The sequence below is a fragment of the Pseudomonas viciae genome, assembly GCF_004786035.1.
Classification (GTDB): Bacteria; Pseudomonadota; Gammaproteobacteria; order Pseudomonadales; family Pseudomonadaceae; genus Aquipseudomonas; species Aquipseudomonas viciae.
In genome coordinates this window covers 5,557,166-5,583,972 of record NZ_CP035088.1, presented here as the reverse complement: position 1 = coordinate 5,583,972, position 26,807 = coordinate 5,557,166, and the positions used below count along the sequence as shown (strand labels likewise).

Sequence of the window (26,807 nt, the reverse complement as noted above, 5' to 3'; positions counted from 1 at the left end):
TGACGAAACCGTGACATGAAGAATTAGGGTGTTGCACAGTCCCCTCGCCACAAAAGAACCCAGCGCTGCGGTGGGATCGTTACTGGTCGGAAAAAACGGCGCAGAGCGGTGGGCTTTCGGTAGAATCCGCGCCCTGTTCGTAGGTCCCGGGCGTGTCCTGTCCGATTTTCGCTTGAGGTTTGTGATGTCGTTGCATGTGCTTTCGTTGTTCGCCGCCCACCCCGCCAAACTGATCAACCTGCTCGCATTGCTGTTTGCCTGCCCGGGCGGCTGGGTGTTGCACGCCACGCGCCGCCGTGAACTGCGGGCGCGGGCCTGCCTTGAAGCACGCAATCGTGATGGCAATGAACGATTCGAAGCGCTGCTGGACCTGGCCACTCAGCGCATGAACCGGTTTTTCTACCGGTTCGGTTTTGGCTGTCTGGCGCTGGCGTTGCTGGTTTCGTGGATCAGTACGCAGTTCTGATAGGTCGCTGGGGTAAAGGCGCTTTTGTGGCGAGGGAGCAAGCTCCCTCGCCACAAAAAGCCGCATCAGGTTCTCGCAAGCGTGGTTTTACAGCGCCAACCCCGCCTTGACCCGATACTGATTGCGCACCGGCGTTGCATATTGCAGCACCAGGAACGGCCGGTGTTCCTGTGGGCAAGCGTCCAGCCGGCGTTGCCATTCTTCCTGGGCCTTGGCCAATTCCTCGGCATCAAACACCTCGGCCGCCTTGGGCACCTGCAACTGTGGGTCGGCATCGGCCCATTGGGCGTAGGCCAGGTAGTGCACCGGGAACAGGCGATAGCCGCCGAGAATCTGCCGGTCCATCTCCTGGGCCAATTGCTTGGTGTCCTCGAACAGCTCGGTGATCGGCGCGGCGAAATTCACATGCACGCGGCCCTTGTAGCCGGTGATGCCCGTGGCGATGCTCACATCGTCCTCGCCCGGCGCCTTGGTGTAGGTGCCGGTGGTGGCGCGGATGTACAACTCGCGGGCCTTGGCCTGGTCGCACGGGTCGTATTCGTAGCTGATGGACACCGGCGTGAGGTTCAGTGACTGGATCACCTCGCCAAACGGCTCGTCCTTGCGGCTCATGTGGAACATCTTGAGGATTGCCGATTCAGTCCGGTCGTCGCCGTCCTTGGCCCGACCTTCGGCCTGGGCGATCCAGATCGAGGCGCAATCGTTGCGGATCGAATGGTTGATGTACGCCGACAACAACTGGTACGCCGCCATTTTTTCCCGCCGCCCGGTGATGGAGCGGTGCACGATGAAGCTCTTGTTCAGGCGCATCAGGTCGCTGACAAAGGGCTTTTGCAGCAGGTTGTCGCCAATGGCGATGCGCGGCGTCGGCAAGCCGGCGTGGTACACGGCATAGTTGACGAAGGCCGGGTCCATCACGATGTCGCGGTGGTTGGCGATGAACAGGTACGCACTGCCGGACTTGAATTGCTCCACCCCGGTATACGTCACGCCATCGGTGGCGCGCTCGATGGTGTGATCGACGTAGAACTCCACCTTGTCCTGCAAAGTGGCGACTGACGTCACACCGGCGAACTCGCGACGCAATCTTTGCGCTATAAGGGGTTTGAGCATCCAGCCGAAGGCGCCGGCCAGGCGCGGGAAGCGGAAGTGGGTGAGGATATCTAGAAACGCCTTGTCGCCGAGCAGCCGTGCCAGCACCGCTGGGACTTCGCTGTCGTCGTAAGGTCGGATGGCATCGAATTCGCCCATCATGCTCTCTTGTTGGAAACGGCTAGGGTAAGTAAAGGTTCGATCAAAAAACGACGGGGCACGGCCTGGAAGATAAGCCAGGCAAAAATAGCCCTGCAAATAGACCGGCGATTATACGCACAAGTCACCTGGGAGACCGCGATGCTGGAAACCGCTCTGTATGAATGTCCGTATTGTGGTGAGGAAGTGGAGACTTCGGTGGACCTGTCCGGTGGCGACCAGACCTATATCGAGGACTGTCAGGTTTGTTGCCGGCCGATAACCTTCGTACTGCAGGTCCATGGTGAGGAGTGGCATCTCGAGGTTTTTAGCGAAAACGAGTGATGGGGGCGTCCATGCGACGAATCTATGAGCTGGAAAATCTGATGGAAGGCGAGTTGCTCCAGGGCATGCTCGCCAGCGAAGGCATCAGGGCGCACCTGGTGGGTCGTGATTTGATGGGCGGCGCCGGGGAGTTGCCGATGCACGGGCTGTTGGGGCTGGCGGTGGAGGACGATCAGGCGCAATACGCCCGGGACTTGATCGCCGCGTACAATGCGGCATTGCCGCTGCCCGGCGATGAGCCGGAGAGCTACCCCGGCACGCTGGTCTGTTAGGCTGGCGGCCGTTTGATCAAGAGTTGTGTTGCCCCATGTGTGGACGTTATGCCCTGTTTCGCTGGAACCCCGCCTTCGCGGCCTTGCCCGGCTTTCCTGCCGATCAGAAGGCCCAATGGAATATTTCGCCCAACGATTCGGTGCTGATGCTGCGCGCCGGCGCCGAGGGCCAGCGTGAGTTGGCCCGGGCGCGCTGGGGGCTGACGCCGCCGTGGCTGACCGACCTGTCCCGCACCCCGGCCCATGCCCGGGCCGAAACCGTGGCCGAGCAGCCGATGTTCCGTGAAGCCTTGCGCCAGCGTCGCTGCCTGCTGCCGGCCAACGGCTTCTATGAATGGCGTGGCGGCACGCGCAAGCGTCCGTACTGGCTGACGCCAGGGGAGGGCTCGTCGTTGTTTTTTGCCGCGATCTGGGAGGCGTATCCGGTGCAGGAACAGGTGTGGCTGAGCACGGCGGTTATCACTCAGCCGGCGGCGGGTCAGCGCCGGCCGTTGATCCTGGACGAAGAGGGTCAGCGCCTGTGGCTCGATCCCGAGACACCACTGCACGCCTTGCAAGGGCTTCTGGCCAGCGAACCGGCACAACTGCGCGAGCGGGTGCTGGCCAACATGGTCAATGACCCGAAGCTCAACGGCCCGGAGTGCCTGACCCCGGCTTGAGTGTTGAGGCGTCTGTGCTGGCCTCATCGCGAGCAAGCCCGCTCCCACATTGGCTGCGGGTGTTCACAAAAAGTGTGTTCACCGCCAATCCCTTGTGGGAGCGAGCTTGCTCGCGATGAGGCCCGTGGATCAAACCCTGAACTGATTGATCAACCGCCGCTGCTGCTCTGCCAGCTTGGTCAAGCCGGCACTGGCCGCGCTGGATTCGTCGGCGCCGCTGGCCACTTCGTTCGCCACTTGCCCGATGTTGATCACGTTACGGTTGATGTCGTCGGCCACGGCGCTTTGTTCCTCGGCGGCGCTGGCGATCTGGGTGTTCATGTCGTTGATCACCGACACCGCCTGAGTGATGGTTTCCAGGGCCTGGGCCGCTTTCGCCGCGTGCTGCACGCTTTCATCGGTGCGGTGCTGGCTGTCTTCCATCACCCGCACCACATCCCGGGTGCCTTGCTGCAACTGTTGGATCATCGACTGGATTTCTCCCGTGGCCTGCTGGGTCTTCTGCGCCAGATTGCGCACTTCATCGGCCACCACCGCAAAACCACGCCCTTGTTCACCGGCCCGGGCCGCTTCGATGGCCGCGTTGAGGGCCAGCAGGTTGGTCTGTTCGGCGATCCCGCGAATGGCGGTGAGGATTGCGTTGATGTTCTCGCTGTCCTTGGCCAGGGTTTGTACCACGCTCACGGCCTTGCCGATTTCCACGGCCAGGGCGCCGATGGAGGTGGAGGTGTCCCGCACGATCTGCATGCCCTGGCTGGCGGCCTGGTCGGCGTGACTGGCGGCTTGGGCGGCCTGGGTCGCGTTGCGGGCCACGTCCTGGGCGGTGGCGGTCATTTCGTGCACGGCGGTGGCGACCAGATCGATCTCCGACATCTGCTTATGCACCCCCTGATTGGTACGGATCGCGATGTCGGCGGTGTGCTCCGATGAGTCGCTGACACTCTGCACCGAGGTCACCACTTGGGTAATCATCCCCTGCAACTTGCTCAGGAAAGTATTGAAGCCCCTGGCAATCGCGCCCAGTTCGTCGGCGCGGTCGCTCACCAGGCGCCGGGTCAGATCGCCTTCGCCTTGGGCGATATCCTCGAGCATCGCCACCATTTGCTTGAGCGGCCGGGCGATGCCGTGGCCCACTAGCCAGATAACCAACAGGCCAATACCGGCAATCACCAAGCCGACCATGGCCATGCCGAAGATGTCGGTCTCGCGTTGTTGGTTGAGGTCTTTCTGCAACGCCAACAGATCGGCCATCACCGCATTCAGCGGCAGTTGCAGCATCAGCGTCCAGCGGGCATCGGTCTCGCCGATGCCGAACGGCATGTACACCTCGATATGCCCATGCTCTTCATCGATGTCGTAACGCACTTCGCCAACACCGAGCTTGGCCAGGTTATCCAGCTCACTGGTGTCGAGCAGGTCGCTGGCCTTTTCCCCGAGTTTGCTCGGGTCCTTGGTGAAGGCCACCAGCCGGTTGTTGCTCGAGAGCAGGGCCATTTCCCCGGCGCCGTTGTACAGCTTGCTGTCGGCGGCAACGAGCATGTCCTGGATGAAGTTCACCGACAGGTCGGCCCCGGCGATGCCCTGGAACTTGCCATCGATCATGATCGGCTCGATGAACGAGGCGAGCATGGTCATGGTGGCGCCGACGCGGTAGGGCGCCGGGTCGATCACGCAGGCTTTCCTGCTGTCCTGGGAGCACAGGTAGTACTCACTGGCGCGGATGCCGGTGGACAGCAGTTTCTGGTCGGTTACGTCGGCGAGTTTTTCCAGGCCCAGGCTGCCATCCTGATTGCGAAACCACCACGGCAGGAAGCGCCCGTTGGTTTCCATGCCAACCACGGGGCTGTTCACGTAATTGGCGTCGTCGTGGTCGATGGCGTTCGGTTCCCAGGCGATGTAGGCGCCAAGGACCTTCGGGTTGCGCACCACGGTTTCGCGCAGCAGGCTGATCATTTGCTCGCGAGGCACCTTCAGTTGCGGGTTGCCATCCGGGCCGTTCATGCCCATCAAGGCGTTGCTGGTGGCCAGGCCGCGGGCGAGCTGCAGCGGTGCTTCCAGTTCCCGTTGGATCAGGCTCGCCTGGGTGCGGGCCAGGGCGCTGAGGCGTTGTTCGATGAGCTGCTCGAACTGTGCTTTGGTCCGTTGTTGCACCATGTCCTGGGTGCGGGCGCCGGCAAACAACGCGTACAGCACCAGGGCGCCGACCACGCTGAGCACGATGGCACCCGCCAGGGCGGCCACGGAAAACTGGATCGATTTGAATTTCATAAAGGCTCCGGACGCAGGATGACGTCTGGTGCATGTATCGGCGTTTGTGTGGCCTGGCATGAGGCGCTATTCGTCGGGTGACTGTTTTGACTGGGTGAGTGTCGTAAATGGACTGGATGGGTTTGTATGAAAAAAATGTAATTCGTTGCTGCTGTGTATCTGGCGCGGATACAAATCACCGCCTAGGATACGCCCACGTTTCCAGGGAGCTTCTAAAATGAACAAGATTTTGATGGTGAGTGCACTGAGCGCAGGGTTGCTGCTCGCCGGTTGCCAATCGGTCAACACCACCAGTGGCGGAGCCGTGGGCGTGGAGCGCAAGCAGTACATGTTCAGCATGTTGTCGACTGCTGAGGTCAACCAGATGTATGCGCAGTCCTATCAGAAGACCATGGGCGAGGCGAGCGACAAGGGCGTGCTGGACAAGACCAGTAGCGATGCCAAGCGTATCCAGGTCATTGCTGACCGACTGATTGCCCAGGCCCCGATATTCCGCCCGGATTCGGCGCAATGGAATTGGGAAGTGAACCTGATCAAGAGCGACGAGCTCAACGCCAACTGCGGCCCCGGCGGTAAGATCATGTTCTACACCGGCTTGATCGACCAACTGAAACTGACCGACGCTGAAATCGCCGCGATCATGGGCCATGAAATCGCCCACGCCCTGCGCGAGCACGGGCGTGAAGCGATGTCCAAGGCCTACGGCATCGAGATGGCCAAGCAGGGCGCTGGTGCCTTGTTCGGCCTGGGCCAGGACAGCCTGGCGTTGGCCGACACTGTCGCCAACTACGGCATGACCCTGCCTAACAGCCGCGGCAACGAGAACGAAGCCGACCTGATCGGCCTTGAACTGGCTGCCCGCGCCGGCTACGACCCGAACGCGGCGATCACCTTGTGGAACAAGATGGCCAAGGCCTCGGAGGGGGCGCCACCAGAGTTCATGAGCACCCACCCTTCGTCGAGCAGCCGGATCGCCTCGTTGCAGGCGGCGATTCCGAAGGTGATGCCGCTTTATCAGCAGGCCAAGAAGTAACCAGCGTTATGCAGTAAAAGCTGTTTTTTGTGGCGAGGGAGCTTGCTCCCTCGCCACAATTGCCCTCCTGAGCCTGGATCAAACCCACCCACTACTCTGCATCGCCTTGTACACCGCCACGATCGCCAGGACGAAAAATGCCGAGGCGGCCAGGCGGCGGATAAGGGTCAGGGGCAGTTTTTCGGCGGCGAAATTGCCGGCCAGTACCACCGGCACGTTGGCAATCAGCATGCCCACGGTGGTGCCGATGATCACCAGCCACAACTCCGGGTATTGCGCGGCAAGCATCACCGTGGCGATCTGCGTCTTGTCGCCGATTTCGGCCAGGAAAAACGCAATCAGCGTGGTGACAAACGGGCCGAACTTGCGCGCCGTGTTGGCTTCTTCATCGTCCAGCTTGTCCGGGACCAGGGTCCACAGTGCCGTGGCCGCGAAGCTCGCTGCCAGGATCCAGTGCAGGACCGCATCCGAGAAAAAACTGCCGACCCAGGCCCCCACCGCCCCGGCGGCGGCATGGTTGGCGAGCGTTGCGGCAATGATGCCGGCGATGATCGGCCAGGGTTTGCGAAAGCGTGCCGCCAGGATGAGGGCGAGCAATTGCGTCTTGTCGCCGATTTCGGCCAGCGCAACGATAGCGGTAGGTACGAGGAAAGAGTCCAGCATCAGGTGATTCCTAGAGGGGCGGGTCGACACGGCTATGACACGTACAGCCTTCCCGCCCCGGGTAAGGTGTGCGTGTCATAGGTCTTGTCAAACCCAGCGACCATCTGCGTGGACGCTTGGGCCGCATACGCCATGGTCTGCTGACCAAGTATGTTGACGTATGCCGGGCGAGCATGGCGCTCGCGGGAGACTACTCCCCTAGGACGGAGCGGATTCTGCCTAGGCAAATCCGATTGGGCAAGTGCTGTTTCTTAAAATTGCTTCAGCCGCGCTTGGCCCGGTAGATGCGAAACCCCTGGCCTTCGGCCTTGATGGCGCACACACCCAAATGCTCTTCGATCAAGGGTTGGTACTTGAGGAAGCTGTTCGCGACCAGCCGCAGTTCGCCACCATTTTTCAGATGTTTGGCTGCTTTTCGCAGCAGGTTTTCCGTGGCGTGGTAATCGGTGTGCACGCCGACATGGAACGGCGGGTTACTCAGGATCGCGCTCAAACCCATCGGTGCCGCGTCGATCCCGTCACCGGTCAGTACCTCGGCTTCCAGGCCGTTGGCAGCCAGGGTCAGGCGACTGCTGGCGGCGGCGAACGCATCCACGTCCAGCAGCGTGACGGTGTTGTGTGGATAGCGACGCTTGACCGCCGCCCCGAGCACACCGGCACCGCAGCCGAAGTCCAGCAAATGACCGCTGGGCAGTTTATCCAGGTGTTCGAGCAGCAGCGCACTGCCGCGATCCAGGCGACCGTGGCTGAACACCCCCGGCAAGCTGATGACCTTCAGCGGGCCTTCGGCCAGGGGCAACTCGTAGGTCTGGGCCAGGCTTTCCAGCGGCTTGGCCTCGGGGGCTTGGGCAACGGTGACCTGCCATAGCTGGCAATGCCGTGCGCTGTCGAGCTTGCGCGGCTTGCCCAATGGATTGAGTTGCTTGGACGCACCTTCGATGCCGCTGCGCTTTTCTCCCACCAGGTACACCTCGCGCCCGGCCAGGCGCGCGGCCACGGCATTGAGGATGTAATCGGTCAGGTCCTTGGCCTTGGGCAGGAACACCACGGCAGTGTCAAACCCGCGCTCTGGTACGTTCACGCCAAAGTGGCTGCGCTCGGGGAAGCGGGCGTCCAGCGCCGCCTGATCGCCCGCGTGCCAGCACCAACCGTGGGCTTCGGGCAGGCGGCCGAGCAGATCGTCGGCGGGCAGGCCGGCCAGTAACACCGAGCCTTGGAATAACTCGGCCTGACGAAGCAGTACTTCACTGCGCGGATCCATGGTCTGCTCCTTGAAAAAAAGTGCGGCAGTTTATCAACTGACGACCCGCCGCGCTGCAGCGCTGAAAAAGCCCTGGGCGTTTTCGCTCATTTGCCCGACGATCCGTTGCCGCGCCTCGCGGCTGCCCCAGGCGTTGTGGGGCGTGACGATCAGCCGGGGAATGTCGGCGGCCAGCAACGGATTGCCCTGGCTCGGCGGCTCCACACTCAGCACGTCGGTGGCTGCGCCGCCCAGGTGGCCATTGCGCAGCGCCTCGGCCAGGGCCTGTTCGTCGATCAGGCCGCCACGGGCGGTGTTGACCACAAAGGCGCCGGGTTTGAGCAGCGCCAGTTCCCGGGCACCGATGAAGTGGCGGGTGTGTTCGTTGAGCGGGCAATGCAGGGTCAGGGCATCGACTTGCGGCAACAGTTGATCCAGTGGCACGCGGTCAGGGCGGGCAGGGCGCCCGGGAACCTGCCCCAGCAGCACGCGCATGCCAAAGGCTTCGGCCAATCGCGCGACGGCGCTGCCCAGCTCGCCATGCCCCAGCAAGCCAAGGGTTTTGCCTTCCAGCTCGACAATCGGATAGTCCAGCAGGCAGAACTGAGAGGCCTGTTGCCAACGACCTTCGCCCACGGCTTTCTGATAGTCGGCCAGGCGCGTTGCCAGGTTCAGCAGCAACATGATCGTGTGCTGGGCCACCGATGGCGTGCCGTAGCCCTGGCAATTGCACACCGTGATGCCGTGTTGGCGGGCGGCGGCCAGGTCGACATTGTTGGTGCCGGTGGCGCTGATCAGGATCAGTTTCAGCTCGGGGTTGGCGGCCATGGCCGCTGCATCGATCACTGCCTTGTTGGTAATCGCCACCGTGGCGCCCTTGAGCCGTTCGGCCACCTGATCCGGTGTGGTCCGATCAAACAATTGCAGTTCGCCGAAGCAGTTGCGCAGCGGGGCCAGGTCCAGGTCGCCAAGGTCCAGGGAGGGATGGTCGAGGAAAACTGCGCGGGCGGTATTCGTCATCAGCTGTACCTTTTATCTGAAGAATCGAAGGCGTAATGTGGCGAGCCTATCAGATGCATTGGCTGCCATGGCGGCGAACCCCGTGGCGAGGGAGCTTGCTCCCGCTGGCCTGCGAAGCAGGCCCCAACAAACGGCAAGCGACTGCTGCGCAGTCGAGCGGGAGCGAGCTCCCTCGCCACCGTTTTCACTTAACAACGCGTACCTCCCTGGAGCCCCCATGTACCTCACCGAATTCCTCACCGTCGCCCTGATTCACCTGCTGGCCGTTGCCAGCCCCGGGCCGGATTTCGCCGTGGTGGTGCGTGAAAGCGTGACCCATGGCCGGCGCGCCGGGACCTGGACGGCGCTGGGCGTCGGTACGGCGATTTTCCTGCACGTGGGCTATTCGTTGCTGGGCATCGGCCTGATCGTGTCGCAGTCGATCGTGCTGTTCAACGCCTTGAAATGGGCCGCCGCCGCGTACCTGCTGTACATCGGCTTCAAGGCGTTGCGCGCACAACCGGCCAAGCCAACGGCAGACAACTTGCACCAGGAGGCGGGCGAACGTACTGCTCGCGGCGCGTTCACCTCGGGCTTCGTCACCAATGGCCTGAACCCCAAGGCGACGCTGTTTTTCCTGTCGTTGTTCACCGTGGTGATCAATCCGCACACGCCTCTGGCGATCCAGGCCGGTTATGGCGTGTACCTGGCGGTCGCGACGGCCGCCTGGTTCTGCCTGGTGGCCATGCTGTTCAGCCAGCAGCGGGTGCGCGCCGGCTTTGCCCGCATGGGCCACTGGTTCGACCGGACCATGGGCGCGGTACTGGTCGCTATCGGCGTGAAACTGGCGTTTACCGAGACGCATTGACGGGCCCTGGTCCCTGCCCGTGGATGGCTCAAGGCTAGTATTTGCACGCGGATCAAATCATTCCTTTGGCTGATTTGATCCGTGTATAAGCACTCTAGAGTGCTTACTTCCAGCCAAGACCGTGCAGTCAGAAAAGGGACTCTTATGTTGCAGACTCGCGTTATTCCTCCAGCCGAAGGTGCCTATCAATACCCGCTGCTGATCAAGCGGCTGCTGATGTCCGGGGCGCGTTACGAGAAAACCCGCGAGATCATCTACCGTGACCAGTTGCGCTACAGCTATCCGACGCTGATCGAACGGGTCGCCCGGCTGGCCAATGTGCTGACCGAGGCCGGGGTCAAGGCCGGTGATACCGTGGCGGTGATGGACTGGGACAGCCATCGTTACCTGGAATGCATGTTCGCGATCCCGATGATCGGCGCGGTGATCCATACCATCAATGTGCGTCTGTCACCGGAGCAGATCGTCTACACCATGAACCACGCCGAGGACCGCTTCGTGCTGGTCAACAGCGAGTTTGTCGGTTTGTACCAGGCGATCGCCGGGCACCTGACCACGGTGCAGAAAACCCTGCTGCTGACCGACCTGCCGGAAAAAACCGCCGACCTGCCGAACCTGGTGGGTGAATACGAGCAGTTGCTGGCCGCCGCCAGCCCAACCTACGACTTCCAGGATTTCGACGAAAACTCCGTCGCCACCACGTTCTACACCACCGGTACCACGGGCAACCCCAAGGGCGTGTACTTTACCCATAGGCAACTGGTGCTGCACACCATGGGCGTGGCGACCATCATGGGCTCCATCGACAGCGTGCGGCTGCTGGGCACCAACGACGTGTACATGCCGATCACGCCGATGTTCCACGTCCACGCCTGGGGTTTGCCTTACGTGGCGACCATGCTCGGGCTCAAGCAGGTCTACCCCGGTCGCTACGATCCGGAATTCCTGGTGCAACTGTGGCGCAAGGAAAAGGTCACCTTCTCCCATTGCGTGCCAACCATCCTGCAAATGGTCCTCAACGCCAAGGGCGCCCAGGACACCGATTTCGGCGGCTGGAAAATCGTCATCGGTGGCAGCGCCCTGAACCGCAGCCTGTACGAAGCAGCCAAGGCCCGGGGCATCCAGCTCACCGCCGCCTACGGCATGTCGGAAACCGGCCCGCTGGTGTCCTGCGCCCACCTCAACGCTGAACTGATGGCCGGCAGCGAAGACGAGCGCACCACCTACCGGATCAAGGCCGGCGTGCCGGGGCCGCTGGTGGAGGCGGCGATTGTCGACGCCGAGGGACGGTTCCTGCCGGCCGATGGCGAGACCCAGGGCGAACTGGTGCTGCGTGCGCCGTGGCTCACCGAGGGCTATTTCAACGAGCCGCAGAAGGGCGCCGAGCTCTGGGCCGGCGGCTGGCTGCACACCGGCGACGTCGCCACGCTGGACAACATGGGTTTCATCGACATCCGCGACCGCATCAAGGACGTGATCAAGACCGGTGGCGAATGGATCTCCTCCCTGGACCTCGAAGACCTCATCAGCCGTCACGCGGCGGTACGCGAAGTAGCAGTGGTCGGCATTCCCGATCCGCAGTGGGGCGAGCGACCGTTTGCCTTGCTGGTGATTCGCGAAGGGCATCAGATCGGGGCTCGCGAGCTCAAGGAACACCTCAAGCCGTTCGTCGAGCTGGGGCACCTGAGCAAGTGGGCGATCCCGAGTCAGATCGCCCTTGTTACGGAAATTCCCAAGACCAGCGTCGGCAAGCTCGACAAGAAGCGCATCCGCGTCGACATCACCGAATGGCAGAGCAACAACAGCACCTTTCTCTCGACGCTTTAAACACCTTTTCCGCGCCCGAAAGGGCGCGGCAGCCGCACCAAGCAAGCGCTTGCCTTGTCAAACCGAAAATTTCAGCCATCCTTGCCGTGCCGACACTTGTCGGCCTGGCAATGGACTGTTCCAGAGTGGTCGAGGCGATAAATCACACTTTAGAGGGATCAAGCCGTACTACCTGCTGGCTATAGTCCGCGTAAGAATTTTCAAAAACGGAACGCACGTACTAAACGGGCGCTGCGACTTTGAACGGAGGGTGGGGCATGCCGCTTCCAGCCGTTGAAAAGGGTCTTTGAAAATACTGTCTGCCATAACAATAAAGCACATGGAGTAGCGTCGATGACCTCAGCAAATACGTTCTGGCGCCGGGCAAAACTGCCTTTGGCGGTCAGTCTTGCCTCTTCGCTCGCCGGCCCAGCATTCGGCGTCAGTTTCAACATTGGTGAAATCGAAGGCCAGTTCGACTCGTCCCTGTCGGTGGGGGCGAGCTGGTCCACGGCCAACGCCAATAAAGACCTGATCGGCGTCAACAACGGCGGCCGTGGGCTGTCGCAGACCTCCGATGACGGCCACTTGAACTTCAAGCGCGGGGAAACCTTCTCGAAGATCTTCAAGGGCATCCACGACCTGGAACTGAAGTACGGCGATACCGGCGTGTTTGTGCGCGGCAAGTACTGGTATGACTTTGAGCTCAAGGACGAACACCGCCTGTACAAGGACATCAGCGACAACAATCGCAAGGAAGGCGCCCAGTCTTCCGGCGGGCAGATCCTCGATGCGTTCGTCTATCACAACTACGCCATTGCCGATCAGCCGGGTTCGGTCCGCCTGGGCAAACAGGTTGTCAGTTGGGGGGAAAGTACTTTCATCCAGGGCGGCATCAACTCCATCAACCCGGTCGATGTGTCCGCATTCCGTCGCCCTGGTGCCGAGGTCAAGGAGGGCTTGATCCCGGTCAACATGTTCTATGTGTCCCAGAGCCTGACCGACAATTTGTCGGCTGAAGCTTTCTACCAGTTGGAGTGGGACCAGACTGTTGTCGATAACTGCGGGACGTTCTTCTCCCAACCGGATGTTATTGCCGATGGGTGCGATGACAATCTGCGTGTACTGAATAAACGCTCCGCGCTCTCGGCCCCTGCATTAGGTGCATTGGCTGCAAGGGGGGTCGACGTCAACGATGAAGGCGTACTGGTGCGTCGTGGCGCGGACCGCGATGCCCGGGATAGCGGCCAATGGGGCGCATCCCTGAAATATATGTTCGAGCCGCTGGACACCGAATTCGGTGCCTACTTCATGAATTACCATAGCCGGGCGCCGATTTTCAGCGCCACGGGAGCGGCATCAGGGTTTTATACGATGCCGTTGGGGCCATTGGCGGCATTGCGTCCTCTGATCGTGGCGGGTAACTCCAATTACTTCGTTGAATACCCTGAAGACATTCGGCTCTATGGCTTGAGTTTCTCCACCACCTTGCCCACCGGCACGGCCTGGAGCGGCGAGCTGAGTTATCGGCCGAATGCGCCGGTACAGTTGAGCACCACCGATATTCTCTTTGCAGGTGTTACTCCGATCCCGGGTTTTGGTAATGCCTCGGTGCTCGATGGCACCCCAGGTCAGGATCTGCACGGCTATCGCCGCAAGGAAATCACCCAGTTCCAGACCACCTTTACCCACTTCCTCGATCAAGTTATGGGCGCGAGCCGTCTGACCTTGGTGGGTGAGGTTGGGGTCACTCACGTCGGAGGCCTGGAAAGCAGGTCCGAGGCTCGCTACGGCCGTGACCCAGTGTTCGGTCCAGGTGAACTGCCCAATGGTTTCTGTAACACGCTCAACGCTTCGACCGCCGCAGGTGGCGGCCAGACCAGCAGCGGTGTGAACAGCAACTGCAACAACGACGGCTTCACCACCGCCACCTCATGGGGCTACCGCGCTCGCGCCATCTGGGAATACCCGGACGTCTTCGCTGGCGTGAACCTCAAGCCCAACGTGGCCTGGTCCCATGACGTCAAAGGCTACTCGCCAGGCCCTGGCGGCAACTTCGAAGAAGGCCGCAAGGCCGTTAGCCTCGGGCTGGATGCGGAGTACCAGAACACTTACAACGCGAGCCTGGCCTACACCAACTTCTTTGGTGGCGACTTCAGCACTGTGGACGATCGCGACTTCCTGGCGCTCAGCGTCGGCGTGACCTTCTAAGCACCGTATTTCAGGACGACACACTATGAAAATAACCAAGAATCTGTTGCAGGTCGGTGCTTTGGGGCTATCCCTGCTGGCGGCCAGTGTCATGGCGGCGGTGCCTGCCGCCGAGGCCGACAAACTGGGCAAGAGCCTGACGCCGATGGGCGCTGAGATGGCCGGCAATGCCGATGGCTCGATCTCGGCCTGGAAACCCATGGCCAAGAACGCCGGCTCGGTGGACAGCAAGGGTTTCCTTTCCGACCCATACGCCAGTGAAAAACCAGTGTTCACCATCACTGCGCAGAACGTCGACCAGTACAAAGCCAAACTCGCGCCGGGCCAGTACGCGATGTTCAAGCGCTACCCGGAAACCTTCAAGATGCCGGTCTACCCGACCCATCGCGGCGCCACCGTGCCGGACGAGGTGTTCGCCTCCATCAAGAAAAACGCGGTCAACACCAAGCTGGTGTCCGGCGGCAACGGCCTGGAGAACTTCGAGACGGCCGTGCCGTTCCCGATTCCCCAGAGCGGTGTGGAAGTGATCTGGAACCACATCACCCGCTACCGCGGCGGCAGCGTGACGCGCCTGGTGACCCAGGCCACGCCGCAACCCAATGGCTCGTACAGCCTGGTGTACTTCCGTGACCAGTTCGTGTTCCGCGACAAGATGAAGGATTTCGATCCGGCCAACCCTGGCAACATCCTGTTCTACTTCAAGCAGCAAGTGACCGCGCCGGCGCGTTTGGCCGGTGGCGTGCTGCTGGTGCACGAAACCCTCGACCAGGTGAAGGAGCCACGTTCGGCCTGGGTCTACAACGCCGGCCAGCGTCGCGTGCGTCGTGCCCCGCAAGTGTCCTATGACGGCCCGGGTACCGCCGCCGACGGTCTGCGTACTTCCGACAACCTGGACATGTACAACGGCGCGCCGGACCGCTACGACTGGAAGTTGGAAGGCAAGAAAGAACTGTACATCGCCGCCAACAGCCACAAGATCGATTCGCCGCAGCTCAAATACGACGACATCATCAAGGCTGGCCACATCAACCAGGACCTGACCCGTTACGAGCTGCGTCGTGTCTGGCACGTGACCGCCACCCTGAAGGAAGGCCAGCGTCACATCTACGCCAAGCGTGACTTCTACATCGACGAAGACACCTGGCAAGCGGCGGTGATCGACCATTACGACGGTCGTGGCCAACTGTGGCGCGTTGCTGAGGCCCATGCCGAGAACTACTACGACAAGCAAGTGCCGTGGTACGCCCTGGAAACCCTCTACGACCTGCAGTCGGGCCGCTACCTGGCCCTGGGCATGAAGAACGAAGAGAAATCGGCCTACGACTTCGGCTTCACCGCCACCACCGCGGATTTCACCCCGAACGCACTGCGCCAGGACGGCATCCGCTAAACCGCTTTACCCGAGGCCGCATCCTCGAAAAAACGCCCCGACTGGTTCGGGGCGTTTTTTTGACCAGCACCCCCCCCCGTGGCGAGGGCGCCTGCTCCCGCTGGGTTGCGCCCGTAGGAGCTGTCGAGTGCAACGAGGCTGCGATCTTTCCCCAAGCACTTGGGCCTCAAGCGAAAGATCAAAAGATCGCAGGCTTTGCCAGCGCCTACAGAGCCCAGCGCGAGCAAGCGCCCTCGCCACAGGGGCGGTGCCTGGCATTGGTCTTTCCAGTAAACCGTTTTGTAGTCTTTTTGTAGCCATTTGTAGCACTCCCTTCAATACCTCCGCGTTTACCGCTAGTCTGCGGACATCTGCAACGCCGCCACCCGCCTTTCAACAAGAGCCGGCCATGACTGATCTGTCTTCACTTCCGGATTCTGCCCGCGCAGCCATTGCGGTACAGGACGGGCGCTTCTACCGCCCGCCCTTGCCCGACGGTCATGTTGTGCGGCCGCGGTTGTGCGAGCGTCTGAGTGCGGGGCTTGGAGGCCGGTTGCTATTGGTGAGTGCCCCGGCGGGTTTTGGCAAAAGCTCCTTGGCGGTGGAGTTCTGCCAGGGGCTGCCGAGCCACTGGCAAAGCCTCTGGCTTGGGCTCAGCGCCCGGGACAACGACCCGGGGCGTTTTCTGGAGCGGCTGCTCGACGGGCTCCAGGCATTTTTTCCGCAATTGGGAGGCCGGGCGCTGGGGTTGCTGAAAATGCGTCAGCGCCACCAACCTTTTGCGTTCGAGGAGTGGCTCGACGGTCTGCTGGATGAACTGTCCGCGCACCTGTCGCCCCACAAACCCTTGCTGCTGGTGCTCGATGATTATCACCTGGCCCAAAGCCCGGTGCTGGATCGCTGCCTGCAGTTTTTCCTCAATCACCTGCCCGATGGCCTGCTGGTTTTGGTCACCAGCCGTCAGCGCCCGGACTGGCATCTGGCGCGCCTGCGTCTGTCGCGGCAATTGCTCGAACTGAATGAACAGGATCTGCGCCTGACCCACAACGAGGCCCTGACCCTGCTCCAGCATCACAGCAGTTCGCTGCGTGGGGAAGCGCTGGAAAACCTGATCCAGCGCAGCGAAGGTTGGGTGGCCGGGCTGCGTTTCTGGCTGTTGGCGGCCTCCGAAGCCGGTACCGAAGGCCTGCTGCCCCAGGCCCTGCACGGCGGGGAAGGGCTGATTCGCGATTACCTGCTCGAAGAAGTCATCGACTGCCTGCCCACCGAGGTGCAGGCGTTCCTCTACGACACAGCCCCTCAGGACCGCTTTTGCAGCGAACTGTGTGATGCCGTGCGCGAAGCCCATGACAGCGCCGAGATCCTGGGTTTCCTGGCGGCTCATCAAGTGTTCCTGGTACCGCTGGACGAGCATGGCCACTGGTACCGTTATCACCACCTGTTTTCCGACTTGCTGCGCAGTCGTCCCAGCGCGCCGGCCATGGTGCCGGCCGCGACGTTGCATCTGCGGGCCTGTCGCTGGTTCAACGCCCAGGGCCTGATCGATGAGGCCGTGGAACAGGCCCTGCGGGCCGGCCATCTGGACGTGGCGGCGAACCTGGTGCAGAACCTATCGGAGGAGCAACTGCTGGCCGAGCAGAACGTCGGTATGCTGCTGCGCTGGAAAATGGATCTGCCCGACAGCCTGCTCATCAGCACGCCACGGTTGATCGTGCTCTACAGCTGGGCGCTGGGGCTGGCTTGCCAACTGGACGCCGCCGAAGAACTGGCCGCCCATCTGAGTCGCTTCCTGCCGGCCCCTTCGGCCACCGCGCAAAAATCCATGCTTGCCCAATGGCTGGCCCTGAGTGGGATCGTTGCCCGTGGCCGCGGCGATCGTGAGGCCACCGTGCGTTACTGCACCGAAGCCCTGGAGAGCCTGCCGCATAAACGCTATGGCCAGCGCCTGATGTGCCTGTCCACGCTGTCTAACCTGGCGATTGCCGACGGTGATCTATGGCGCGCGCGGGCCTTGAACCGTGATTCCCTTGAGTTGGCTCAGCGCGTCGGCAACCCGTTGTTCGAGGCCCTGGCCCATTACGATCGCGCCCGGGTATTGCAGGCGCGGGGGGAAATTCTGCGGGCGCTGGATGAAGTGCATCAGGGTTTGCAACGTTTGCACAAACTGTCGCCCCAACGGCTTTATGCGGTGCGGGCGCGCTTGATCCTCTACGAGGGCTTCCTGCTGACCTTGCGCATGCAGCCGCAGGCCGGGGTGGCGCGGTTGCAGGCGGGCCTCACCGAGGCCCGCGCTTGCCGCGACATCAGCGTATTGATCGGGCATTGCGTGATCGCCCGTATCGAAGGCTACAACGGCGAGTTTGCCCGGGCCTTTGCCGAGTTGGCCGAAGCCGAGCGCCTGATGCACATCTGGGACGTCCCGCCGATCTATTACCTGGCGATGATCACCCTGGTCAAATGCGAACTCTGGCTGGCCCAGGGGCGCACTGACCTGGCCGAAGCCTGGTTGACGCGGTTGGGGCAGACCTACACTGGTGAACGGGCCGCCGCGCCGCCGGAATTCCACCCGCAGTTGCCGCTGCACGTCGAATTGCAGCAGGCGGTGCTGGAGTCCATCCGGGGCCAACCGATGTTGGCCGAAGGGCGGCTCAATGCCTTGCTTGAGCACGGACAGCAAACTGGCCGGCAGATGCTCAGTGTGATGGCGCTCAACCAGAAAGTCGCCTTGCTGCTGAGTGTCGGGCGCGAACCCGAAGCTCGACGCACCCTGGCCCAGGCGTTCGAAGCCGCTGCCGGCGGTGTTCTGCAACCCTTCGAATGGTTGCTGGGCGAAGCACATCGTGAATGGCTGCGTGAACAACTGTTGCATGCACCGTCCAGCACCTTGCGCGAGCATCTGCTCGAGCGCCTGCCGTCGACCGCAGCGCAACCTGCCGACCCGTTGGCTCCTGTGGAAAACCTCAGCAGCCGCGAGCGAGCGGTATTGCAGCTGATTGCCCAAGGCTGTTCGAATCAGGAAATCAGTGAGCAGTTGTTCATCTCGCTGCACACCGTCAAGACTCACGCCAGCCACATCAACAGCAAACTCGGCGTGGAGCGCCGTACCCAGGCGGTGGCGCGGGCGAAGGCGTTGGGGTTGTTGGGGTAAGCGGGATGTTTGGTCCGCTGGGAAACCTGTGGTGAGGGAGCTTGCTCCCGCTGGGTTGCGTAGCAACCCCCCAGGCAGCGAACATGTTTGCCTGACACGTCGCGTCGTCAGGTGTAAGGGGCACTTCGCACCCCAGCGGGAGCAAGCTCCCTCGCCACAAAAGCGCTCGGCTTGCGTTAAGGAATGTTCGATGTTGCCCATGTACAAAACCATCCCTTCCCCCGTGGGCCAACTGATGCTTGTCGCCCGGGATACAAAACTGGCGGCCATCCTCTGGGAAAACGAGCGGCTCAACCGGGTGCGCCTGGGCCCCCTGGAGGAGGACAGCCGCCACCCGATCCTCAAGGAAACCGAACGCCAACTCATGGAGTATTTTGCCGGCCAGCGCAGGTGTTTCGACCTGGAACTGGACTTCGTCGGTACTGACTTCCAGACCCGCGTCTGGCAGGCCCTGTTGACCATTCCCTTCGGCGAAACCCGCAGCTACCGCGATATCGCCCTTCAGATCGGCCAACCGACTGCGGTGCGGGCCGTGGGCGCGGCCAACGGCCGCAACCCCATCTCGATCATCGCTCCCTGCCACCGCGTCATCGGCACCTCTGGCAGCCTCACCGGTTTCGCCGGTGGCCTTGCGGCCAAGCAGTTCCTGCTAAGCCTGGAAGGGCAGCAGAGTCTGCAACTGGCGTTCTGAGTCGCCTGAAGCAGTAATGTCGAATGTGCTGTCGTCATCGCGAGCAAGCTCGCTCCCACAGGGAATCAGCGGTGGGCGCAGGATCTGTGCTGACCCGAGCCAATAAAAAAGCCCGCCCGATCATGGGACCGGGCGGGCTTTTGGTGTCGCTGAAAATTACTTCTTCAAACCGTAATGCTCATCGAGCATGCCGGGCGAATTAGGGGCCTTGGGGGCGTAGTCCCGGGGCGGTTCCTGATCCTTTGGCGGGGTCAGGCGTTCCCGTGGAGCCTGTGCAGAGTCGGCCTGCAGGGCCGCCAGCAGGCGTTGGCGAGTCTGCTCGTCGAGGGCCAGGCGATTGGCACCCTCGGACAAATGATCCTGGACATCCTGGTAGCTCTGGGTGAGTTTTTTCACCAGAGACGCGGTGCTGTTGAAGTGGGTGACCACTTCATTCTGATAACTGTCGAAACGTTCCTGAATGTCGTCCAGCTGACGTTGCGTGCTGTTGGGCACCGCATTGGGCAGCAGTCGGGCAAGCAGGAATCCAATGGCGACACCGGCAACCAGGGCAAGAGTCGGCAACAACCAAACTAAGAGCGAGTGTTCCACGAGTCCTTCCTCTATAAACGGCTTTGCTTTACGTTAACGGCTCAGACCTGCGCTGTATACCGCGAAGAACATCGCAATCATGCCAGGCACAGACTTTTAGCTAGACGAGTCGACCCTATTCGGGGTCACGGAGTTCTTTCCCTTGCTTATGCGCGAAACCCCTGTAGTGATCGATGGCCCGGTGGGCCAACTGGAAGCCTTGTACCTGGACAGCGAGGCCCCCCGTGGCCTGGCGCTGATCTGCCACCCGAACCCGGTGCAGGGCGGGACCATGCTCAACAAAGTGGTCTCGACCCTGCAACGCACTGCCCGTGATGCTGGCCTGGTTACGTTGCGTTTCAATTATCGTGGCGTCGGCGCCAGCGCTGGCAGTCATGACATGGGGTCCGGTGAAGTGGACGATGCCCAGGCTGCAGCCGCGTGGTTGCTGGAGAAATACCCGCAACTGCCCCTGACGGTGTTTGGTTTTTCGTTTGGCGGATTCGTCGCTGCAAGCCTGGGCGGCCGCCTGGAAGCCCAGGGCCAACCGCTCAAGCACCTGTTCATGGTGGCCCCGGCGGTGATGCGCCTGGACGCGCAATCACCCTTGCCGATGAGGGGCGAGTTGACCGTGATCCAACCGGAAACCGACGAAGTCATCGATCCGCAGTTGGTTTACCAATGGTCCGACACGCTCCAACGCCCCCATGAGCTGCTGAAAGTGGCAGAATGCGGACACTTTTTTCATGGCAAGCTGACTGATCTCAAGGATCTGCTCCTGCCGCGCCTCTCGAATTGACTGCTGTCTGACAAGCGATAACCCATGATGACTCGTACCCGTATCCTGACCGGCATCACCACCACCGGCACCCCGCACCTGGGCAACTACGCCGGCGCCATCCGCCCGGCGATCCTCGCCAGTCGCGACAGCAACGCCGATTCGTTCTACTTCCTGGCCGACTACCACGCCCTGATCAAGTGTGATGACCCGCTGCGCATTCAACGCTCGCGCCTGGAGATCGCCGCGACCTGGCTGGCCGGTGGCCTGGACGTGGACCGCGTGACCTTTTATCGCCAGTCCGATATTCCCGAGATCCCCGAGCTGACCTGGCTGCTGACCTGCGTCGCCGCCAAGGGCCTGCTCAATCGTGCCCACGCCTACAAGGCCTCGGTGGACAAGAATGTCGAAACCGGTGAAGACCCGGATGCCGGCATCACCATGGGCCTGTACAGCTACCCGGTGCTGATGGCCGCCGACATCCTGATGTTCAACGCTCACAAGGTGCCGGTCGGTCGCGACCAGATCCAGCACGTGGAAATGGCCCGCGACATCGGTCAGCGCTTCAACCACCTGTTCGGCCAGGGCAAGGAGTTTTTCACCATGCCCGAGGCGCTGATCGAGGAAAGCGTCGCCACGCTGCCGGGCCTCGATGGCCGCAAGATGTCCAAGAGCTACGACAACACCATCCCGTTGTTCAGCAGCGCCAAGGACATGAAAGACGCGATCTCGCGGATCGTCACCGATTCCCGCGCTCCAGGTGAAGCGAAGGATCCGGACAACTCGCACCTGTTCACCCTGTTCCAGGCTTTCGCCACTCCAGCGCAATCGGCTGAGTTCCGTAGCGAACTGCTGCAGGGCCTGGGTTGGGGCGAAGCCAAGAACCGCCTGTTCCAGTTGCTCGACAGTGAGCTGGGTGAATCGCGCGAGCGTTATCACCAGTTGATCGAGCGTCCGTCGGACCTTGAAGACATCCTGCAACTGGGCGCGAAAAAAGCCCGGGCCGTGGCGACGCCGTTCCTCAACGAACTGCGCGAAGCCGTTGGCCTGCGCTCGTTTGTCAGCCAGGTGCAAGTGGCGACCAGCACCAAAAAGAAAACCGCCAAGGCTGCACGCTTCGTGAGCTTTCGCGAAGACGACGGCAGTTTCCGCTTCCGTCTGCTGGCGGCTGACGGCGAGCAACTGGTGCTCTCTCGCAACTTTGCCGATGGCAAGACGGCCGGCCAGGTCACCAAGCAACTGCAAGCCGGCCAACCACTGGACGTACGCAGCGACGACCTGAGTTTCAGTGTCTGGCTCAACGGCGAGTGCGTGGCAGACAGCCCGGCCTTCGCGGACAGCGCCGCCCGGGATGCAGCCGTCGATGCGTTGCGCATCGCCCTGACGCCCGCCCAGGACTGATCCCAGGCGTCTCCCGATCATCGGCCCGAGTAAGGGCCGATTGCCATTCCTGCGGGCCGTCGCTACAGTGACGGCCCGTTTTTGTTGCCTTGCTAACGAATATGACGCCCCTAGAACGATATCAAGCTGATCTGAAACGCCCGGAGTTCTTCCACGACGCAGCCCAGGAAACGGCCGTGCGGCATTTGCAACGCCTGTACGACGATCTGGTCGCCGCCTCGAACAACAAGCCGGGCTTGTTGGGCAAACTGTTCGGCAAAAAAGACCAGGCACCCGTCAGGGGCCTGTATTTCTGGGGCGGCGTGGGCCGTGGCAAGACTTACCTGGTGGACACGTTTTTCGAGGCGTTGCCGTTCAAGGAAAAAACCCGGACGCACTTTCACCGCTTCATGAAGCGTGTGCATGAAGAAATGAAAACCCTGGGCGGCGAGAAGAACCCGCTGACCATCATCGCCAAGCGTTTCTCCGACGAGACACGGGTGATCTGCTTCGATGAGTTTTTTGTCTCCGACATCACCGACGCTATGATCCTTGGCACCTTGATGGAGGAACTGTTCAAGAATGGTGTGACCCTGGTCGCCACCTCGAACATCGTGCCGGACGGCCTCTACAAGGACGGTCTGCAGCGGGCGCGCTTCCTGCCGGCCATCGCGCTGATCAAGCAGCACACCGAAATCGTCAACGTCGACAGCGGTGTCGATTACCGTCTGCGTCACCTCGAACAAGCCGAGCTGTTCCACTTTCCCCTGGACGCCGCTGCCGAAGAAAGCCTGCGCAAGAGCTTCCGAGCCCTGACGCCGGAGTGCACCCAGGCCGTGGAAAACGATGTATTGGTCGTCGAAAATCGCGAAATCCGCGCCGTACGTACGTGCGATGACGTGGCCTGGTTCGACTTCCGCGAACTGTGCGACGGCCCTCGCAGCCAGAACGACTACATCGAGTTGGGCAAGATTTTCCACGCGGTGCTGCTCAGCAACGTCGAGCAGATGAGCGTCACCACCGACGACATCGCCCGGCGCTTCATCAACATGGTCGACGAGTTCTACGACCGTAACGTGAAGCTGATTATCTCGGCCGAAGTCGAACTCAAGGACCTCTACACCGGCGGTCGCCTGACTTTCGAATTTCAGCGGACCTTGAGTCGTCTGCTGGAAATGCAATCCCACGAGTTCCTGGCTCGGGCGCATAAGCCGTAGGGTGATTCGGATAAAAAAACGGCCTGCGATTGCAGGCCGTTTTTGTATGTGGTGATTCCCCACCTGACCCTGTGGGAGCGAGCTAGCTCCCACAGTTATGCCGCCTGCTGAAACTGCTGCCGATACTGGTTCGGCGACAGGTCGGTATGTTGCCGGAACAGTCGGGCGAAAAAGCTGGCGTCGTCGTAGCCGACTTCATAGCTGATGGTCTTGATGCTTTTGCGGCTGCCGGACAGCAGACCCTTGGCGGTTTCTATCCGCAGCCGTTGCAGGTAATGCAGCGGTTTGTCGCCGGTGGCGGTCTGGAAGCGGCGCATGAAATTGCGGATGCTCATGCCGTGTTCCCGGGCGACGTCCTCGAAGCGGAACTTGTCGGCGAAGTGCTCTTCGAGCCAGTGCTGGATCTGCAGGATGATCACGTCCTGGTGCAGTTTTTGACCGCCAAAGCCGATTCTTCCGGGTGAATAATTGCGTTGCACTTCGTACAGGATATCCCGTGCCACGGCCTGGGCCACGTTGGCGCCGCAGAAACGCTCGATGAGGTAAATGTAGAGGTCGCAGGCCGAGGTCGTGCCGCCGGCGCAGAACAGGTTGTCGGCGTCGGTCAGGTGCTTGTCCTGGTTCAGGTGTACTTGGGGAAAACGCTCCTTGAAGGCATTGAAGAAACGCCAGTACGTGGTGGCTTCCTTGCCGTCGAGCAGCCCGGACTCAGCCAGCCAGAACACTCCGGTGGCTTCGCCGCAGAGTACAGCGCCGCGAGCATGTTGTTCGCGCAGCCAGGGCAGGACTTGGGGATAACGTTGGCAGAGGGTGGCGAAATCATCCCAGAACGCCGGGAGGATGATGACGTCGGTATTTTCCAGGCCACCGTCCACCGGCATGATCACATCGCTGAAGCTGTTCACCGGTTTGCCGTCGGGGCTGACCAGCCGGGTTTCAAACGCCGGGGTCAGGCCCTGGCCCAGTTGTTTGCCGTAGCGCAGGCTGGCCAGGTGGAAAAAATCCTTGGCTTGCATGAGGGTGGAGGCGAAAACCCGGTCGATCGCCAGGATGCTGACGCGCCGCAAAGGCGTGGAGACGTGCATAGACATAATTCATCTTTATTTTTATAGGGGAAAGTGGTCATCAGACGGCTGGATCGTCTTATTTTTTGTCGGATGTGTCCAGTGTCCTGTCGTACATCGCAGGCTTAGGCTCTGTTGGATAACCACACCCAACAATAATCAAAGGTGCGCCATGATCCCAAGAACCCTGTTCGCTCCCGAGCACGAATTGTTTCGCGACAGCGTACGAACCTTCCTCGAAAAAGAAGCGGTGCCGTACCACAGTCAGTGGGAGAAACAGGGGCATGTCGATCGCCAACTCTGGAACAAGGCGGGGGAGGCGGGCATGTTGTGCTCGCACCTTCCAGAGGCCTATGGCGGGCTGGACGCAGACTTCCTCTACAGCACGGTAGTGATCGAGGAGATCGGCCGCCTGGGGCTGACAGGGATCGGTTTCTCGCTGCACTCCGACATCGTCGCGCCCTACATCCTGCATTACGGCAGTGAAGCGCTGAAGCTCAAGTACCTGCCCAAACTGGTGTCTGGGGAGATGGTCACGGCCATCGCCATGACCGAGCCGGGCGCCGGTTCCGACCTGCAGGGCGTGAAGACCACGGCAGTGCTGGACGGTGATGAATACGTGATCAACGGCTCGAAAACCTTCATTACCAATGGCTTCCTGGCCGATCTGGTGATCGTGGTCGCCAAGACTGACCCCAAGGCTGGCGCCAAGGGCACCAGTCTGTTCCTGGTGGAGGCGGGCACGCCTGGCTTCGAAAAGGGCAAGCGCCTGGAAAAAGTCGGAATGAAGGCTCAGGACACCTCGGAATTGTTCTTCCAGGACGTTCGCGTGCCGAGGGAAAACCTGCTCGGGCAGGCTGGAATGGGCTTCGCCTACTTGATGCAGGAACTCCCTCAGGAGCGCTTGACCGTTGCCATCGCAGGCCTGGCCTCGGCCGAAGCGGCGTTGCAATGGACGTTGGACTACACCCGCGAGCGCAAGGCGTTTGGCAAATCCATCGCGGACTTCCAGAACACTCGCTTCAAGCTGGCGGAAATGGCCACCGAGATCCAGATCGGCCGGGTTTTCGTCGACCGCTGCCTGGAACTGCACCTGCAAGGCAAGCTCGACGTGCCGACGGCGGCAATGGCCAAGTACTGGGGCACCGACCTGCAATGCAGGGTGCTCGACGAATGCGTGCAGTTGCACGGCGGCTACGGCTTCATGTGGGAATACCCGATTGCCCGGGCGTGGGCGGATGCGCGGGTGCAGCGGATCTATGCCGGGACCAATGAAATCATGAAGGAGATTATTGCGCGGTCGCTTTGATTATGGGGTGAATTCAAGATTGCCTTCGCGAGCAAGCCCGCTCCCACAGGGGATTTGTGTCTGAGCACTATTTCGTGATCGACACAGCCCCTCTGTGGGAGCGGGCTTGCTCGCGAAGGCTTTTTACCGGGCAATCAAGGCGCCGGGTTCGGCTGATCCTTGTGGATCGCCTCGATCCCCGCCAGCACTTCATCCGACAGCTTCAGGTCGAAGCTGGCAATGTTGCTGTCCAGTTGCTCCAGCGTGGTGGCGCCAATGATGTTGCTGGTCACGAACGGTTGCTGCGTGACGAACGCCAGGGCCATCTGGGCCGGGTCCAGGCCATGTTCGCGGGCCAACGCCACATAACGGCTGCACGCCGCTTCCGATTGCGGATTGAAGTAGCGCATGAAGCGGCTATAGAGCGTCAGGCGACCCTTGGCTGGCCGTGCACCGTTTTCGTATTTGCCCGACAGGAAGCCGAATGCCAGGGGCGAGTAGGCCAGCAGGCCGCACTGTTCGCGGATGGCGATTTCCGCGAGGCCGACTTCGAAGCTGCGGTTGAGCAGGTTGTACGGATTCTGGATCGACACCGCTCGCGGCCAGCCACGGGCCTCGGCCAGGGCGAGGAATTTCATGGTGCCCCACGGCGTTTCGTTGGACAGGCCGATGTGGCGGATCTTGCCGGCCCGGACCTGTTCGTCCAGAGCTTCGAGGGTTTCCTCCAACGGGGTGAAGTCCTCGTCGGCCTTGTGCTGGTAGCCCAGCTGGCCAAAGAAGTTGGTGCTGCGTTCCGGCCAGTGCAACTGGTAAAGATCGATCCAGTCGGTTTGCAGGCGCTTGAGGCTGGCATCCACGGCTTCGACGATGTGCTGGCGGTTGTGCTTGAGGTTTTTGTCGCGGATGTAGTCGATGGTGTTGCCAGGGCCGGCGATCTTGCTCGCCAGGATCCAGTCGGCGCGGTCGCCGCGGTTCTTGAAATAATTGCCGATGTAGCGCTCGGTGGTGGCGTAGGTCTCGGCTTTCGGTGGTACCGGGTACATCTCGGCAGTGTCGATGAAATTGATGCCGGCACCCTTGGCGCGCTCGATCTGGGCAAAGGCCTCGGCCTCGCTGTTCTGCTCACCCCAGGTCATGGTTCCGAGGCACAGGGCGCTCACGTTCAGATCGGTACGGCCTAGCTGGCGATAGTCCATCGGTGACTCCTTGGGCAAAACAATCATAAAAGCAGGTTGAAATATT

At 61.4% G+C, this 26,807-nt stretch carries 23 protein-coding genes, 1 pseudogene and 1 riboswitch; of the genes and pseudogenes, 15 read left to right on the top strand and 9 right to left on the bottom strand.

Features of this window, described 5'->3' with window-relative positions; all coding sequences use genetic code 11:
- Window positions 1–184: 184 nt before the first annotated feature.
- The gene (locus EPZ47_RS24725) at window positions 185–466 is read left to right on the top strand and encodes a hypothetical protein (RefSeq protein ID WP_135847119.1); all 282 of its coding nucleotides are present in this window, start codon (window positions 185–187) and stop codon (window positions 464–466) included.
- Between the two features lie 87 nt (window positions 467–553).
- On the opposite strand, the gene EPZ47_RS24720 is transcribed toward EPZ47_RS24725, so the two are convergent.
- Window positions 554–1,720, bottom strand: coding sequence for a 1-acyl-sn-glycerol-3-phosphate acyltransferase (locus tag EPZ47_RS24720; RefSeq protein ID WP_135847118.1), 1,167 nt, complete (start codon window positions 1,718–1,720; stop codon window positions 554–556).
- Window positions 1,721–1,858: 138 nt separating this feature from the next.
- Between EPZ47_RS24720 and EPZ47_RS24715 the strand changes: the two genes are divergently transcribed.
- Genes EPZ47_RS24715 through EPZ47_RS24705 form a run of 3 tightly spaced genes read left to right on the top strand, consistent with a single transcriptional unit; the run spans window position 1,859 to window position 2,972 of the window.
- Window positions 1,859–2,041 (top strand): CPXCG motif-containing cysteine-rich protein, encoded by a 183-nt coding sequence (locus EPZ47_RS24715; protein WP_109754890.1) that lies wholly within the window; start codon window positions 1,859–1,861, stop codon window positions 2,039–2,041.
- A gap of 11 nt (window positions 2,042–2,052) precedes the next feature.
- Window positions 2,053–2,313 (top strand): putative signal transducing protein, encoded by a 261-nt coding sequence (locus EPZ47_RS24710; RefSeq protein WP_135847117.1) that lies wholly within the window; start codon window positions 2,053–2,055, stop codon window positions 2,311–2,313.
- Between the two features lie 35 nt (window positions 2,314–2,348).
- Window positions 2,349–2,972, top strand: coding sequence for an SOS response-associated peptidase (locus EPZ47_RS24705; RefSeq protein ID WP_135847116.1), 624 nt, complete (start codon window positions 2,349–2,351; stop codon window positions 2,970–2,972).
- Window positions 2,973–3,101: 129 nt separating this feature from the next.
- Here the strand turns inward: EPZ47_RS24705 and EPZ47_RS30965 are convergent, their stop codons facing one another.
- Together EPZ47_RS30965 and EPZ47_RS30960 are read right to left on the bottom strand one after the other, a co-directional pair.
- The gene (locus EPZ47_RS30965) at window positions 3,102–3,845 is read right to left on the bottom strand and encodes a methyl-accepting chemotaxis protein (RefSeq protein ID WP_406550190.1); all 744 of its coding nucleotides are present in this window, start codon (window positions 3,843–3,845) and stop codon (window positions 3,102–3,104) included.
- A gap of 114 nt (window positions 3,846–3,959) precedes the next feature.
- A pseudogene (locus EPZ47_RS30960) lies at window positions 3,960–4,154 on the bottom strand (HAMP domain-containing protein); the annotation flags it as partial.
- A gap of 1,303 nt (window positions 4,155–5,457) precedes the next feature.
- On the opposite strand from EPZ47_RS30960, the gene EPZ47_RS24695 reads away from it, so the two are divergent.
- A complete protein-coding gene (locus EPZ47_RS24695; RefSeq protein WP_135847114.1) occupies window positions 5,458–6,273 on the top strand; it encodes a M48 family metallopeptidase in 816 nt (271 codons plus the stop codon).
- 78 nt (window positions 6,274–6,351) lie between these two features.
- On the opposite strand, the gene EPZ47_RS24690 is transcribed toward EPZ47_RS24695, so the two are convergent.
- From EPZ47_RS24690 to EPZ47_RS24680, 3 genes are all read right to left on the bottom strand, one after another.
- Window positions 6,352–6,936 carry a TMEM165/GDT1 family protein gene (locus EPZ47_RS24690; RefSeq protein ID WP_135847113.1) on the bottom strand — a complete coding sequence of 195 codons (585 nt, stop codon included), beginning with the start codon at window positions 6,934–6,936 and terminating at the stop codon, window positions 6,352–6,354.
- Between the two features lie 89 nt (window positions 6,937–7,025).
- A riboswitch (yybP-ykoY riboswitch) is annotated at window positions 7,026–7,148 on the bottom strand.
- A gap of 50 nt (window positions 7,149–7,198) precedes the next feature.
- Window positions 7,199–8,197, bottom strand: coding sequence for a class I SAM-dependent methyltransferase (locus EPZ47_RS24685; protein WP_135847112.1), 999 nt, complete (start codon window positions 8,195–8,197; stop codon window positions 7,199–7,201).
- 33 nt (window positions 8,198–8,230) lie between these two features.
- Entirely contained in the window at window positions 8,231–9,196 is a 966-nt protein-coding gene (locus tag EPZ47_RS24680; RefSeq protein ID WP_135847111.1) for a 2-hydroxyacid dehydrogenase, read from the bottom strand.
- 217 nt (window positions 9,197–9,413) lie between these two features.
- Between EPZ47_RS24680 and EPZ47_RS24670 the strand changes: the two genes are divergently transcribed.
- From EPZ47_RS24670 to EPZ47_RS24645, 6 genes are all read left to right on the top strand, one after another.
- Window positions 9,414–10,043 carry a LysE family translocator gene (locus tag EPZ47_RS24670; protein WP_135847109.1) on the top strand — a complete coding sequence of 210 codons (630 nt, stop codon included), beginning with the start codon at window positions 9,414–9,416 and terminating at the stop codon, window positions 10,041–10,043.
- A 144-nt stretch (window positions 10,044–10,187) separates the two neighbouring features.
- Window positions 10,188–11,870, top strand: coding sequence for a fatty acid--CoA ligase (locus EPZ47_RS24665; RefSeq protein WP_135847108.1), 1,683 nt, complete (start codon window positions 10,188–10,190; stop codon window positions 11,868–11,870).
- A gap of 333 nt (window positions 11,871–12,203) precedes the next feature.
- Window positions 12,204–14,060 carry a DUF1302 domain-containing protein gene (locus EPZ47_RS24660; RefSeq protein WP_135847107.1) on the top strand — a complete coding sequence of 619 codons (1,857 nt, stop codon included), beginning with the start codon at window positions 12,204–12,206 and terminating at the stop codon, window positions 14,058–14,060.
- A 25-nt stretch (window positions 14,061–14,085) separates the two neighbouring features.
- A complete protein-coding gene (locus tag EPZ47_RS24655) occupies window positions 14,086–15,450 on the top strand; it encodes a DUF1329 domain-containing protein (RefSeq protein ID WP_135847106.1) in 1,365 nt (454 codons plus the stop codon).
- A 388-nt stretch (window positions 15,451–15,838) separates the two neighbouring features.
- Window positions 15,839–18,577 (top strand): winged helix-turn-helix domain-containing protein, encoded by a 2,739-nt coding sequence (locus EPZ47_RS24650; RefSeq protein ID WP_135847105.1) that lies wholly within the window; start codon window positions 15,839–15,841, stop codon window positions 18,575–18,577.
- Between the two features lie 190 nt (window positions 18,578–18,767).
- On the top strand, window positions 18,768–19,268 hold the full coding sequence (locus EPZ47_RS24645; protein ID WP_135847104.1) for a methylated-DNA--[protein]-cysteine S-methyltransferase: 501 nt from the start codon (window positions 18,768–18,770) through the stop codon (window positions 19,266–19,268).
- Between the two features lie 156 nt (window positions 19,269–19,424).
- On the opposite strand, the gene EPZ47_RS24640 is transcribed toward EPZ47_RS24645, so the two are convergent.
- Window positions 19,425–19,859, bottom strand: a complete 435-nt coding sequence (locus EPZ47_RS24640) for a Z-ring associated ZapG family protein (protein ID WP_135847103.1) — start codon at window positions 19,857–19,859, stop codon at window positions 19,425–19,427.
- Between the two features lie 148 nt (window positions 19,860–20,007).
- On the opposite strand from EPZ47_RS24640, the gene EPZ47_RS24635 reads away from it, so the two are divergent.
- The 3 genes from EPZ47_RS24635 to zapE all read left to right on the top strand — a co-directional run bounded on the left by EPZ47_RS24635 (window position 20,008) and on the right by zapE (window position 23,213).
- Window positions 20,008–20,637, top strand: coding sequence for an alpha/beta hydrolase (locus EPZ47_RS24635; RefSeq protein ID WP_135848066.1), 630 nt, complete (start codon window positions 20,008–20,010; stop codon window positions 20,635–20,637).
- Between the two features lie 24 nt (window positions 20,638–20,661).
- On the top strand, window positions 20,662–22,017 hold the full coding sequence (locus EPZ47_RS24630; protein ID WP_135847102.1) for a tryptophan--tRNA ligase: 1,356 nt from the start codon (window positions 20,662–20,664) through the stop codon (window positions 22,015–22,017).
- Window positions 22,018–22,118: 101 nt separating this feature from the next.
- Window positions 22,119–23,213, top strand: coding sequence for a cell division protein ZapE (gene zapE, locus EPZ47_RS24625; protein ID WP_135847101.1), 1,095 nt, complete (start codon window positions 22,119–22,121; stop codon window positions 23,211–23,213).
- A 95-nt stretch (window positions 23,214–23,308) separates the two neighbouring features.
- Here zapE and EPZ47_RS24620 read toward each other — a convergent pair whose 3' ends face one another.
- Window positions 23,309–24,205, bottom strand: coding sequence for a GlxA family transcriptional regulator (locus EPZ47_RS24620; RefSeq protein WP_178084336.1), 897 nt, complete (start codon window positions 24,203–24,205; stop codon window positions 23,309–23,311).
- A gap of 244 nt (window positions 24,206–24,449) precedes the next feature.
- Here EPZ47_RS24620 and EPZ47_RS24615 point away from each other — a divergent pair, with 244 nt between their 5' ends.
- Complete coding sequence (locus EPZ47_RS24615; RefSeq protein WP_135847099.1) at window positions 24,450–25,586, top strand: acyl-CoA dehydrogenase family protein; 1,137 nt, start codon at window positions 24,450–24,452, stop codon at window positions 25,584–25,586.
- 134 nt (window positions 25,587–25,720) lie between these two features.
- On the opposite strand, the gene EPZ47_RS24610 is transcribed toward EPZ47_RS24615, so the two are convergent.
- Window positions 25,721–26,761, bottom strand: coding sequence for an NADP(H)-dependent aldo-keto reductase (locus tag EPZ47_RS24610; protein ID WP_135847098.1), 1,041 nt, complete (start codon window positions 26,759–26,761; stop codon window positions 25,721–25,723).
- Window positions 26,762–26,807 lie beyond the last annotated feature (46 nt).